The sequence below is a fragment of the Kitasatospora sp. NPDC059646 genome, from assembly GCF_042734615.1.
Lineage (GTDB): Bacteria > Actinomycetota > Actinomycetes > Streptomycetales > Streptomycetaceae > Kitasatospora.
Map to the genome: position 1 here is coordinate 27,216 of NZ_JBHWDS010000037.1, position 11,974 is coordinate 39,189.

The window sequence follows — 11,974 nt, forward strand, 5'->3', positions numbered from 1 at the left end:
CGCTCCTGTTCTCGCGCCCGCCGACGGGGCTCCAGATAATTAGGTTTGCTAATGGTGAGTGAAGCTCGTTAAACTCGCAGGGTCATGTCCGTCGGCTGCCAGGAGGCTTCCGTGCGAGTGGATCGGATCGAGTGGGAGCCGCCCGCGGGGGCGGAGAGGCGGCCGGCGCAGGTGGGGAGGATCGTGGGGCTGTTCCGGCCGTACGCCGGGCGGCTGGCCCTGGTGGGGTCGTTGGTGGCGGCGTCCGCGGTGGTGTCGGTGGTGACGCCGTTCCTGTTGCGGGCAGTGCTGGACACGGCGATACCGGAGCGGCGGACGGGGCTGCTGACCCTGCTCGCGCTCGGGATGATCGCGGCCGCCGTGATCACCAGCGTCCTCAACGTGCTGCAGACGCTGATCTCGACCACCGTCGGGCAGCGGGTCATGCACGACCTGCGGACGGCGGTCTACCGGCACCTGCAGCGGATGTCGCTGGCGTTCTTCACCCGGACCCGCACCGGTGAGGTGCAGTCCCGGATCGCCAACGACATCGGCGGGATGCAGGCCACCGTCACCGGCACCGCGACCTCGCTGGTGTCGAACCTGACGGCCGTGGTGGCCAGCGTCGCCGCGATGGTCGCACTGGACTGGCGGCTGACGATCGTCTCGCTGCTGCTGCTCCCGGTGTTCGTCTGGATCAGCCGCCGGGTCGGCCGGGAACGGAAGAAGATCACCGGGGAGCGGCAGCGCCAGCTCGCCAGACTCTCCTCCGCCGTCCAGGAGTCACTGTCCGTCAGCGGCATCATGCTCGGCCGTACGATGGGCCGCTCCGCCTCTCTGACCAGCGAATTCGCCGCCCAGTCGGACGAGTTGGCGGCGCTGGAGGTGCGCTCCAGCATGGCCGGCCGGTGGCGGATGTCGACCATCGGGATCGTGATGGCGGCGATGCCGGCGCTGATCTACTGGGCGGCGGGGCTGGCCACCGCGGCCGGTGCGCCGATCGTCTCGCTGGGCACCCTGGTCGCGTTCGTCTCGCTCCAGCAGGGCCTGTTCCGCCCCACCGTCGGCCTGCTGTCCACCGGCGTGGACGTGCAGACCTCGCTGGCCCTGTTCCAGCGGATCTTCGAGTACCTGGACCTGCCGGTGGAGATCGACGAGCCCGCACACCCCGTCCGGCTGGAGCGGATCCGCGGCGACGTGCGGTTCGAGGACGTCGAGTTCCACTACCGGCCCGGGCAGGACCGGCCCACGCTGGCCGCGATCGACCTGACCGTGCCGGCGGGCGGCTCGCTGGCCGTGGTCGGCGAGACCGGGTCGGGCAAGTCCACGCTGTCCTACCTGGTGCCGCGCCTGTACGACGTCACCGGCGGACGGGTGCTGATCGACGGGGTGGACGTGCGGGAGCTGTCGTTCGAGACGCTGGCCCGGGCGGTCGGCGTCGTCTCGCAGGAGACCTACCTGTTCCACGCGTCGGTCGCCGACAACCTGCGGTTCGCCAAGCCCGACGCCACCGACGAGGAGCTGGTCGCCGCCGCGAAGGCCGCGCAGATCCACGACATGATCGCCGAACTCCCGGACGGCTACGACACCCTGGTGGGGGAGCGCGGCTACCGCTTCTCCGGCGGCGAGAAGCAGCGGCTGGCGATCGCCCGCACCGTGCTGCGCAACCCGCCGGTGCTGATCCTGGACGAGGCCACCAGCGCGCTGGACAACCAGACCGAGCTGGCCGTCCAGCAGGCGCTGGACGCACTGGCCGAGGGCCGCACCACGATCACCATCGCACACCGGCTGTCCACCGTCCGGGACGCCGACCAGATCGCCGTCCTGGACCGCGGTGCGATCGTCGAACTCGGCACCCACGACCAGCTGGTGGCCCGGAACGGCCGGTACGCCGCGCTGCTCGACCGGGAGGCGCCGGTGCCGTCGCCGGCGGGCTGACGGGGCGTCAGGCGGCCTTCGGCACTTCGTTGTACTGGTCGGCGAGCTCCTGGCCGGACAGCTTCTGGATGGCGGCCATCACCTCGTCGGTGACCTGCCGGCGGGCCTTCGCGGAGCGGGCCTGGCCGTGCAGGTCGTCGAAGCGCAGCGGCTCGCCGAACCTGACGGTGATCTTCCGCAGCCGCGGAATGCGCTTCCCGACCGGGAGGATGTGCTGCGGGCCCTCCAGGGCGACCGGGACGACCGGCACGCCGGCGGTCAGCGCCAGCCAGGCGACGCCGGTCTTGCCGCGGTACAGGCGGCCGTCCAGCGAGCGGGTGCCCTCCGGGTAGATGCCGAACGCCCGGCCGGAGTTGAGGATCTCCAGACCCTCCTCCAGCGAGGCGGTGGCCGCCCGGACGCTGCCGCGCTCGACCGGCACGGCGTTGATCACGTGGGTGAAGAAGTACCGGGAGATCGCGCCCTTGAGGCCGGTGCCGGTGAAGTACTCGGCCTTCGCCAGGAAGAACACCTGACGCGGCGCCGCCAGCGGGATCACCACGCTGTCCACGAACGACAGGTGATTGCTCGCCAGGATCACTCCGCCCTTTCTCGGCACGTTCTCCAGGCCCTCGATGGTGGGCCGGTAGACGGCCCTCGCGAGGGGCTTGAGCACGAGCTTGGTGACGAGGTCGATCACTGGCCCTCCCTGGCCGGATGTCGGACCGCCCGGGGCCCAAGTGCGGTGCCTGCCGAGGGGCGGGCACGCGGCTCGGACGGAGGTCGGACCACTGGGTTCGAACCGCAGACTACGACACTCCCCCCGCCGCCCGTCCACCACCCGCCGCAATCGCGCCGCTGCGATCCTCGTCACGCCCACCTGGTGGGAAAGCGTTTTCCCACCAGGTGGGACGGGAGCCGTCGGAGGGGGTCAGCGGCGGACCGGGAAGATCCGGCTGACCACGCGCTCGGCGGCCCGGCCGTCGTCCCACGGGCAGAACCGCTCGCGGAAGCGCTGGCGGGCGGCCGGCTCCGGGTCGCCCGCCAGCAGCGCCTCGGTCAGCGCGTCCTGCTCGGTGGCGACCGCGCCCGGAGGCTCCTTCATCAGGTCGAAGTAGACGCCGCGGACCTGCTGGTACTCCTCCCAGTCGGGGGCGTACACGGCGATCGGCCGGTCCAGCACCGCGTAGTCGAACATCATCGAGGAGTAGTCGGTGACCAGGGTGTCCGCCGCCAGGTACAGGTCCTCCACCGACGGGTGGTCCGAGACGTCCAGCAGCCGGGCCGAGCCCTCCCTCGCCGTCAGGTCGCCCGCGCCGCCGTCGTGGAAGTAGTGGGTGCGCACCAGCACCGTCCAGCCCGGGCCCAGCCGTTCGGCCAGCGCCGGCAGGTCCAGCAGCGGCAGGTAGCCGCCCCGGGACTCGCGGTGGGTCGGCGCGTACAGCACGGTGCGCTGCCCGGGGGCGATGCCCAGCTCCCGGCGCACCCGAGCGCACTCCTCCGAAGTGGCGTGCACCAGGCGGTCGTTGCGCGGGTAGCCGGTGTCCAGGATCTGGTAGGTGCCGGGGAACGCCCGGGCGAAGTGCTCGCTGGTGTGCGGGTTCGGCGACACCAGGTAGTCCCAGCGCGCCACCGCCTCGCGCAGCCGCTCGAAGTCCATCCCGTCCGCCGCGACGGGGTGGTCCACCAGGTCCATGCCCATCGCCTTCAGCGGTGTCCCGTGCTGGGTCTGCACGTGCACGGTGCCGGTCCGCTTCGCCATGGTGTGCGGGAAGTTGACGTTGTTGACGAAGTACTTGGCGGTGGCCATCGCCTTCAGGTAGGCCGGGGTGTTGACGATCACGTACGGCACGCCGTCCGGCAGCGTCGCGGCCCGCGCCGCGTTCTCCACCACCCACACGCCGCGCACCTGCGGGGCCAGCTCCCTGGCCTTCTCGTAGATCGCCGCCGGGTTGCATGCGTACCCGCGGTGCCAGTACGCGGCGTACACCGCCAGGTGCTCGTCGATCGGCAGTCGCCGGAACGCGTTGTACGCGGTGAACCGGGCGCTGCTGCGTACCGCCTTCTTCACCCCGGGCGCGACCGCCCGGGTGCCGCGCTTCACGGCGCCCGGCAGCCGGCCGCCGCGGCGCAGCTCGGCGTAGGCCCGCCGGGAGCCGCGGGCGGCCAGCCGGTACTGGATGCCGCGCACGCCGGACGGGTAGTGGTAGCCGGCCGGGCGGTGCTTGGCGAAGTGGCCGGTGATCCGGGCGAAGAACTCGGCGCGCAGCTCGACCGGGACCAGCCCGGGGGTGTCGTAGATGGTGAGGGCCTGCTTGACGGTGCGGTCGAAGACCAGGGTGCGCAGCCGGTCGGCCCGTTCGTTGCGGTCCAGGAAGGCGAAGATCGCGTCGTACTGGGCGAAGGCGTCGGCGTGCTTGGCGGAGGCGGTGGCGGTGATCGCGCCGGGGCGGCCGCGCCGGTAGCGGTAACAGGGGCGGTCGAGGTAGACCAGCCGGTCGGCGGCCAGCAGCAGCGGGTAGGTGACCGAGATGTCCTCGTAGTGGCCGCGGCCGAAGTGCACGTCGAGGTCGAGCAGGTACTGCCGGCGCATGATCTTGTTCCACACGGCGAGCACCGAGTTGAACAGCGCCGGGTGCTCGGCGGCGGTGCAGCCGGACACCAGCGGCGAGCCGGCCAGCACGTGCCGCCAGGGGTTCGGCTCCTCGCCGCCGTCGTGGTAGACGTGCGTGAAGTCGGTGAGCAGGACGTCGGCGGGCACGTCGCGGGTGGTCTCGGCGCGCAGCTCGGCGAGGACCGCGTCGATGGTGCCCTCGGGCAGCCAGTCGTCGCTGTCGACGAACCAGACGTAGGTGCCGGTGGCCTCGGCGAGGCCGGCGGTGCGGGCACCGCCGAGCCCCTGATTCTCCGTCAGGTGCAGGACCCGCATCCGGGGGTCGCCGGCGGCGTGCGCGTCCAGCAGGGCGCCGCTGCGGTCGGGGGAGCGGTCGTCCACCGCGATCAGTTCGACCTCGCCGGGGGCGGCCCCGTCGGCCCGGAGCGAGTCCAGGCACTGCGGCAGGAAGCGTTCCACGCCGTGGACGGGCAGGACGATGCTGAGCAGGGGTGGCACGTGCGTTCACTCCGCGAAGGGATGGGGTGGCTCCGGCAGGTCGCCCGGTCCCCGCCCACTCTACCGAGCGCCTCCGTGCGGCCTCCGGGCGCGGCCGGAGCCGCGGCACCCCGGGCGCAGGTGGTCGGGGTGGCCGGGGTGCCGCGGGCGGCGTACTGCGCTCACCGAAGAGAACGCGACCGCCGGTGCCGCGCCGTTCCAGCGGCGGCACCGGCAGTCCGGTTGGCGGTCCGACCGACCCTCAACGGTCGACCGCCGGTCCGTGCACCACTCCGGAGTCGGGCCGCCGCAGCGTCGAGACGGCCGTGATGTGACTCTCTGTGGTGCCGGAAGACTGTGGTGTGACGATCAGATGATTCGTTCATACTCGAACACAAGCGATCGGGGATGAGCGGGCGCGACCCGTGATCCCGTGTCGATACAGATATTGCTTGGAGGTTTCGGCGGCGTCAATCCCTCGTATGTGTTCAATTTCTGAACTCTGGGTTGCGCGGCCGTCGGGACCCGGTGCGCAGACCGTGCGCAGCCCATTGCCCGGCCCGGCGGCCGCTCCTATATTGACGCCACGTCTGACAAGGGGGTCGGAGAAGGATGCCCAGCACACCGCCTGTGCGGCCGGTCAGCCCCGTCCTGCGCGCTCTCGTGCTCGGCCCGCTCGCCCTGGCCGCCGCCTGGACCTTCCTCACCCTGTGGCCCGCCGCCGGCTCCACCGACAGCCTGTTCGCCTGGGCGATGTCCCCCGTCACCGCCACCCTGCTCGGCTCCGCGTACGGGGGCGCCGCCGTCATGCTGCTGCTCGCCGCCCGCGCCCGCAGCTGGGCCGAGGTCCGGGTGGTCACCGCCGCGAGCTGCCTGCTGATGCTGCTGATGCTCGCCGCCACCCTCGCCGACCGCCCCGCCCTGCACCTGGACGGCGGCCCCGTCCTCGGCTTCCTCGGCGCCTGGGGCTGGCTCGCCGTCCACCTGGCCGCCCCGCCGATCGGCCTGATCGCCCTCGGCGCCCAGTGCCTCACCCGCGGCCCCGCCCCCGTCCGCGCCCCGCGCCTGCCCTGGTGGGTCACCGCGCCCATGGTCAGCGGCGGCGCCGTGCTGGCCGTGCTCGGCGCCGTCCTCGCGCTGCGCCCCGCCGGGTTCGCCGCGCACTGGCCGTGGACCGCCCGCCCGCTCGACGTCCGCGCACTCGGCGTCTGGGCCGTCGCCTTCGGCGTCGCGCTGCTGCTGGCCAGCCGCGAGGCCGAACTGCGCCGGGTCCGCAGCGGCATGGCCGCGCTGGTGCTCACCGGACTGCTCGGCCTGGCCGGCCTGGTCCGCTACGGCGGCCGGATCGCCTGGCACCAGCCCTCCGCCTGGGTCGCCGTCCTGGTCCTCACCGCACTGCTCGGCCTCGGCCTGTGCGGCTACGGCGTCTCCGCCGTCCTCGACCCGCCCCGGGACCGCCGGCCGCCGCGCGAGGTCGAACTGGTGTGAGGCCGAACTGTCGCAGGCCGGGCGGGGGTTGTGGGGATGCTCCGGCGATGCCGGGCCGATCCGGGGTCGAACCGGTGCGGGAAGGGTGCACGCGTGTGCGCCCCGCGCGCCCCGCTGCGGCGGTGCGCCCCACGAACGACCCGAGCCGCCGCAGCACCTGACGCCCGGTCATGCTTGGATGGTGCACCATCAACCGATGCGCAGTCGTGACCGATGCCACCGTCCTCGGGTGGAGCGTCACTTCCGTTCGCACGATACGGTGGCAGAACACCAGGACGGTTGTGTGAAGGCCGTCATAGCCGGATAGTCTTCGCCTCACGGCCCTGGCGCCTCGTAGGGGTGGGAAACAGATGGAACAGATGCAAGTGCGGACGCGGCCCCGGGTGCCCGCGATCCAGTGCGGCGTCGGCGCGACCGGCCGCCGGATCGACCGACACCTCGCCGTGCTCGGCGCGCCCGCGCTCTCGGCGGTGGACACGGCGGAAGCCCTCGGTTTGATAAGAGAGCTGACGCCGCGTGGACCCAGCGTCCCGGTCGCCGTGCCCCGGCGCTCCGTGCGGGTCTCGTTGATGGCCCCGCTGCGCCGCCTCAAGCGCAGCATGTTCGGCAGCCGGGGCTGAGCACGCCGACGTGAGGACGGGCGGTCCCGCCGCCCGTCACCGCGCACCCGACGGACCACGGGTCCGTCGGGCTTTCGGCGTCCCCGGATCCGAACCGCCGTCCCCTGGCGCGCTGTTGCGGTGCGCTGGCGCGCCCTGGCGGGCCACCTTGCGGTCGGGTGGCGTTCGTCCGCCGGGCCTGGGGGAGCCGCCTCAAGATCGGCCAGGATGGCCCCATGTCCGACACCTTCCGCACCACCACGCTCGACGTGACCACCGGCCCCAGGGAGACCGCCCTCGACATCACCGACCGCTGCCACGCCTTCCTCCGGGACGTCGCCGGCGGACGCGACGGCCTGCTGAACGTGTTCGTCCCGCACGCCACCGCCGGCATCGCCGTCATCGAGACCGGTTCCGGCAGCGACGACGACCTGCTCGCCATCCTGCGCGAGCTGCTGCCCGCCGACGACCGCTGGCGCCACCGCCACGGCAGCCCCGGCCACGGCCGCGACCACGTGCTGCCCGGCCTGGTCGCCCCGCACGCCACCCTGCCCGTGGTCGGCGGACAACTCGCCCTCGGCACCTGGCAGTCGGTCGTCCTGATCGACACCAACGGCGACAACCCCGAACGCACGCTGCGCCTGTCCTTCTTCGGCTGACCCTTCCCACCGCACCTGTTGGAGCACCCGGGCCCCCGATGTGGGGGCGGGGCCCGGACGGCAGGGCGACGTACCCTGGAGGCATGGCAGAGACCGAGAGGCCCGTCGCGGACGCCGAGCAGATCTGCGAGGTGGCCGCCGACCCCGAGCGGGCCCGCCGCGGACTGCAGCCCGGCGGACCCGGCGAGCGCGCCGCGTGCGTGCTGTGCGGCGGCGAGACCGAGTTCCCGGCCGAGACCGCCGGCGCCACCCTGTGCCCCGTCTGCACCTGGCAGCAGGCCCAGCGCGCCGCCTGCTCCGGCTGACGGACCGTCGGACGGCCCGCCCGATGACCACGACCGCACCGACCGCCACCGGCCTGCTGGAACGCCCGCACGCCACGCTCGCCTTCGAGACCGCCGGCGGCCCCGGCCCGCTCGCCGTGCACGCCCACGGCTCGCTCTCCAGTCGCGCCCACGAGCGGCGCGCCGGGCTGTTCGACTGGACGCCGCTGACCGCGACCCACCGCCTGGCCCGCTACGACGCGCGCGGACACGGGCATTCGACCGGCCGGCCCGTCCCCGCGGACTACGGCTACCCCGCGCTCGCCGCCGACCTGCTGGCGCTCTGCGACCACCTCTCGCCGGACCGCCCCGTCACCGGGATCGGCGCGTCCATGGGCAGCGCGACGGTCCTGTGGGCCGCGCTCGCCCGGCCCGAACGGTTCGACCGCCTGGTCCTCGCCGTCCCGGCCGTCGCCTGGGCGGCCCGCGAGCCCCGCCGGGCCGGGCTGCGAGCCGCCGCCGCCCTGGTGGAGCGGCGCGGCACGGCCACCCTCAGGGCCGCCGCGAAGATCGGCGGACCGCCCGCCGTGCTCACCGAAGCACCCCAGTACGCGACGGAGTTCGACGCCGCCGAGCACCTCGTCCCGGCCATCCTCCGGGCCGCCGCCGAAGCCGACCTGCCCGCCCCCGAGCGCCTGCGCGACCTCCCGCACCCCGCTCTGGTCCTCGCCTGGCCCACCGACCCCGTCCACCCCGCCGGCACCGCCCGCACCCTCGCCGCCCACCTCCCCGACGCCCGGCTGCACACCGCCGGGACCCTCGCGGACATCAGGAACTGGGGACGGCTGGTGGCCGACTTCCTGGCGGCGCCCACGGCGTGACGGGCCCTCAGGCGTCCTCGCGGGTGGTGTGGTGGGTGGTGGAGCCGTGCCGGTGCTTGCGGATCAGGAGCTGCGCGGGAATGCGGGTGCGGAGGTCGGCGACATGGCTGACGATGCCCACCGCGCGGTCGCGTTCGCGGAGCGAATCGAGGACGTCCATGACCTCCTCCAGGGTGTTCTCGTCCAGGGTGCCGAAGCCCTCGTCGATGAAGAGGGTGTCCAGGGGCATGCCGCCGGCCTCGTCGGTGACGACGTCGGCGAGGCCGAGGGCGAGCGCGAGGGAGGCGAAGAAGGACTCGCCGCCGGAGAGGGTGGCGGTGTCCCGTTCGCGGCCGGTCCAGGCGTCCACGACGTTCAGCGAGAGCCCGGAGCGCTTGGTGCCGGAGACCAGGCCGTCACTGTGGACCAGGGTGTAGCGGCCGCCGGACATCCTCAGCAGCCGCTGGCTGGCCGCCGCGGCGACCTGCTCCAGGCGGGCCGCCAGGACGTACGACTCCAGGCGCATCCGCAGGGCGTTCTCGGCGGGCGCGCCGGCGAGCAGCGCCGCCAGCCGGCTGACCCGGGCGTACGCGTCCAGGACGGGCGCGAAGGCGTCGGCGAGGGCGGTCAGCGCCTCGGTGATCCGGGCCAGCGCGCCGACCCGGTCGAGCGCCGTGCGGTGCGCCGCGTCGGCGGCGCGCAGGGCGGCCGTGGCGTCCTCCTCGGCGGCGCGCGCGGCCGCGACGTCCGCCGGCGGGAGTTCGGCGGCGGCGCGCAGCTCCGGATCGGCGAGCCGGGCGGCGGCCTGCTCGCGCGCGGCGTCCAACTGCTCGAACTGCCGCCGCAGGGCCTCCCGCCGGTGGGCGGGGAGTTCGGCGGCCGCCAGCGCCGCCAGGTCGGCGAAACCGGCGTCAGCGGCGGCCCGCCCCAGGGCGTCGGCGGCCTCGGCGAGGCGGGCGGCGGTCTCGGCGGTGCCGCGGGCCGCGTCGAGGACGGCGGTGACGGCGGCGGCGAGCGCGTCCACCGCGGCGGCGCGGGCCGCGACCGACGGGGCGTCACCGCGGGCGGCGGCGATCCGTCCGGCCAACGCGTCGAGTTCGGCCGCGACGGCGCCCAGCCGGTCCGCGAGGACGGCGCCGCGCTCGCCCGCCTGGCGCAGCCGCTCGCTGCGCGCCCGGCGTTCGTGTTCGAGCCGCTCCACCCGCTGGCCCAGCGGCACCAGCCGCTCCGCGGTGTGCAGGGCTTCGCGCCGTCGCGCCGTCAACCCGTCGAGTTCGGCCGCGAGTTCGGCGACCGTGCGGCCGCCGGCGGCGGTCCCGGCGGCCGCCGCCTCCACCTGGAGGGCGGCCAGCCGGTGCTTGGCGGCGTCGAGTTCGCCCTCGGCGGCCTGCTGGGCGGCGCGGGCGCGCTGCTCGTCGTCGGCCGTGACCTGCCCGGCCGACGGGCGGGCCGGGGCCGGGTGCTCGGGCGAGCCGCAGACCCGGCACGGCTCGCCGACGGTCAGCTGGGCGGCCAACTCGGCCGCCATGCCCGCGAGTCGGCGCTCCTGGAGGTCCAGGGTGCGGGCCCGGGCGGCCAGCGCGGCGTCGGTCCGGACCCGGACCTCCGCCTCCGCGTCGGCCAGCGCGCCCCGCAGCCGCAGGTGTCGACGCGCCGCGTCCTGGCGGGCCGTCGACTCGGCGTGCTCGGCGTCGAGCCGGGTGAGCAGGGCGTGCGCGTCGCGGGCCGCGTCGAGCTCGGCGTGCAGCTGCTTCAACTGGTCGTCGTAGCCGCCCAGCCAGTCCTGCGACTCCTCCGCCAGATCGTCCGCCCGCTTCTGCTCGGCCGCCAGCTCCGCGCGTTCGGCCAGCAGCCGGGCGTGCCGCTCCTCGTCCGCGCGGGCAGCCGCCAGCGACGCCGCCTCGGCGCGCAACACGCGCTCGGCGGCGGCGAGTTGCTCGGGGGAGCGGACCTCGCCGAGCAGCCGGGCGGCCCACGGCGCGGCGGCCCGGGCGGCGAGCGCGGAGCGGTGCGCGGACTCGGCGTCGGCCGCCGCGGTGTGCGCGGCCAGCGCACCCCGGTGCAGGGCGCGTAGCGGGGCCAGCGCCTCGGCGGCCAGCGCGGTGCGCAGCACGGCCCGGTCGGCGGCCGACTCCCGTTCGGCGTCGGCGAGTCGCAGCTGCTGCTGGTGCGCGGAGCGGTACCGCTGCTGCCGGTCCGCCAGGGCGGTCTGCGCGTCCAGCTGCGCGCGGGCCCCGGCTCGGGCGGACTCCGCGGCGTCCAGCGCCAGCCCCGTCGCGGCGACCCGTTCCGCGGCCGTGCCGCGCAGCATCGCGGCCCAGGCCAGCGCGTCGGCCGCCGACGCGTTCTCGTCCGGCCGGTGCGCGGCGGCGTCCGCGGCGAGCGGCCCGGCCGCCTCCTCGGCGCGGGCCACCAGGTCGCGCAGCTTCTGCCGGCCCGCCTGGACCTCGTGCTCCTGGCGGAGCCGGCGGTCCGCCGTCCAGCGCTCCAGCTGCTCGAACCGGCCGGTGTCGAACAGCTTGCCCAGCAGGTCGGCGCGCTGCTTGGAGTCCGCGCGCAGGAACCGCGCGAAGTCGCCCTGCGGCAGCAGCACCACCTGGCAGAACTGGTCCCGGCTCATGCCGAGCAGCCGGGTCAGCTCCTCGCCGGCCTCCTGGTGCGACCTGCTGAGCGCGATCCAGCCCGGCTCGCCCTCCCCGGCGTCCGCGACCCACTCGCGCAGCAGCGTCTGCGCCTTGTCCAGGGTGAAACCCGAGCCGCGCTTCTTCGGCCGCGGCTGCTCCGGGCTGCGGGTGATCTCCAACCGCCGGCCGCCGAGCGTCGCCTCCAGCACCACCTCGGTGCGGCGGCCCTGGTCGGCGTGGTCGCTGCGCACGCCGTTGCTCCGGCGTGAGCCCGGCAGTTCGCCGTACAGCGCGTAGCAGACCGCGTCCAGCACGCTGCTCTTGCCCGCGCCGGTCGCCCCGCGCAGCAGGAACAGGCCGGACGCGGTGAGGCGGTCGAAGTCGATCCGCTCCGTCGAGGCGAACGGGCCGAACGCGGTGACGGTGAGCTGGTGCAGCCTCATCAGGCGGTCCCCCCGGGGAAGTGGCGGTGCGTCAGGTGCCGGTGCTGCCGA

9 protein-coding genes are annotated in these 11,974 nt (G+C 74.7%); 6 read left to right on the forward strand and 3 right to left on the reverse strand.

Going from position 1 to position 11,974, the window contains the following annotated elements:
• Window positions 1-84: 84 nt before the first annotated feature.
• Window positions 85-1,917 carry an ABC transporter ATP-binding protein gene (locus tag ACFV1L_RS24175; RefSeq protein WP_380369103.1) on the forward strand — a complete coding sequence of 611 codons (1,833 nt, stop codon included), beginning with the start codon at window positions 85-87 and terminating at the stop codon, window positions 1,915-1,917.
• A 7-nt stretch (window positions 1,918-1,924) separates the two neighbouring features.
• On the opposite strand, the gene ACFV1L_RS24180 is transcribed toward ACFV1L_RS24175, so the two are convergent.
• On the reverse strand, window positions 1,925-2,596 hold the full coding sequence (locus tag ACFV1L_RS24180) for a lysophospholipid acyltransferase family protein (RefSeq protein WP_380369104.1): 672 nt from the start codon (window positions 2,594-2,596) through the stop codon (window positions 1,925-1,927).
• Between the two features lie 231 nt (window positions 2,597-2,827).
• Complete coding sequence (locus ACFV1L_RS24185) at window positions 2,828-5,008, reverse strand: CDP-glycerol glycerophosphotransferase family protein (RefSeq protein WP_380369107.1); 2,181 nt, start codon at window positions 5,006-5,008, stop codon at window positions 2,828-2,830.
• Between the two features lie 591 nt (window positions 5,009-5,599).
• Between ACFV1L_RS24185 and ACFV1L_RS24190 the strand changes: the two genes are divergently transcribed.
• The 5 genes from ACFV1L_RS24190 to ACFV1L_RS24210 all read left to right on the forward strand — a co-directional run bounded on the left by ACFV1L_RS24190 (window position 5,600) and on the right by ACFV1L_RS24210 (window position 8,877).
• Window positions 5,600-6,475, forward strand: a complete 876-nt coding sequence (locus tag ACFV1L_RS24190) for a hypothetical protein (RefSeq protein ID WP_380369110.1) — start codon at window positions 5,600-5,602, stop codon at window positions 6,473-6,475.
• A 350-nt stretch (window positions 6,476-6,825) separates the two neighbouring features.
• Window positions 6,826-7,095 (forward strand): hypothetical protein, encoded by a 270-nt coding sequence (locus tag ACFV1L_RS24195; protein WP_380369113.1) that lies wholly within the window; start codon window positions 6,826-6,828, stop codon window positions 7,093-7,095.
• 215 nt (window positions 7,096-7,310) lie between these two features.
• Window positions 7,311-7,733 (forward strand): secondary thiamine-phosphate synthase enzyme YjbQ, encoded by a 423-nt coding sequence (locus ACFV1L_RS24200; protein ID WP_380369116.1) that lies wholly within the window; start codon window positions 7,311-7,313, stop codon window positions 7,731-7,733.
• A gap of 83 nt (window positions 7,734-7,816) precedes the next feature.
• Window positions 7,817-8,038, forward strand: coding sequence for a hypothetical protein (locus ACFV1L_RS24205; protein ID WP_380369118.1), 222 nt, complete (start codon window positions 7,817-7,819; stop codon window positions 8,036-8,038).
• Window positions 8,039-8,061: 23 nt separating this feature from the next.
• Window positions 8,062-8,877 carry an alpha/beta fold hydrolase gene (locus ACFV1L_RS24210; protein WP_380369121.1) on the forward strand — a complete coding sequence of 272 codons (816 nt, stop codon included), beginning with the start codon at window positions 8,062-8,064 and terminating at the stop codon, window positions 8,875-8,877.
• Between the two features lie 7 nt (window positions 8,878-8,884).
• On the opposite strand, the gene ACFV1L_RS24215 is transcribed toward ACFV1L_RS24210, so the two are convergent.
• The gene (locus ACFV1L_RS24215) at window positions 8,885-11,923 is read right to left on the reverse strand and encodes an AAA family ATPase (protein ID WP_380369124.1); all 3,039 of its coding nucleotides are present in this window, start codon (window positions 11,921-11,923) and stop codon (window positions 8,885-8,887) included.
• Between the last annotated feature and the right edge of the window lie 51 nt (window positions 11,924-11,974).

What these genes read in the sequence shown, in the direction of transcription:
- ACFV1L_RS24175 (WP_380369103.1), top strand. Translation starts at nt 85, where the DNA reads ATGTCCGTCGGCTGCCAGGAGGCTTCCGTGCGAGTGGATCGGATCGAG.
- ACFV1L_RS24190 (WP_380369110.1), top strand. Translation starts at nt 5,600, where the DNA reads ATGCCCAGCACACCGCCTGTGCGGCCGGTCAGCCCCGTCCTGCGCGCT.
- ACFV1L_RS24195 (WP_380369113.1), top strand. Translation starts at nt 6,826, where the DNA reads ATGGAACAGATGCAAGTGCGGACGCGGCCCCGGGTGCCCGCGATCCAG.
- ACFV1L_RS24200 (WP_380369116.1), top strand. Translation starts at nt 7,311, where the DNA reads ATGTCCGACACCTTCCGCACCACCACGCTCGACGTGACCACCGGCCCC.
- ACFV1L_RS24205 (WP_380369118.1), top strand. Translation starts at nt 7,817, where the DNA reads ATGGCAGAGACCGAGAGGCCCGTCGCGGACGCCGAGCAGATCTGCGAG.
- ACFV1L_RS24210 (WP_380369121.1), top strand. Translation starts at nt 8,062, where the DNA reads ATGACCACGACCGCACCGACCGCCACCGGCCTGCTGGAACGCCCGCAC.
- ACFV1L_RS24215 (WP_380369124.1), bottom strand. Translation starts at nt 11,923, where the DNA reads ATGAGGCTGCACCAGCTCACCGTCACCGCGTTCGGCCCGTTCGCCTCG.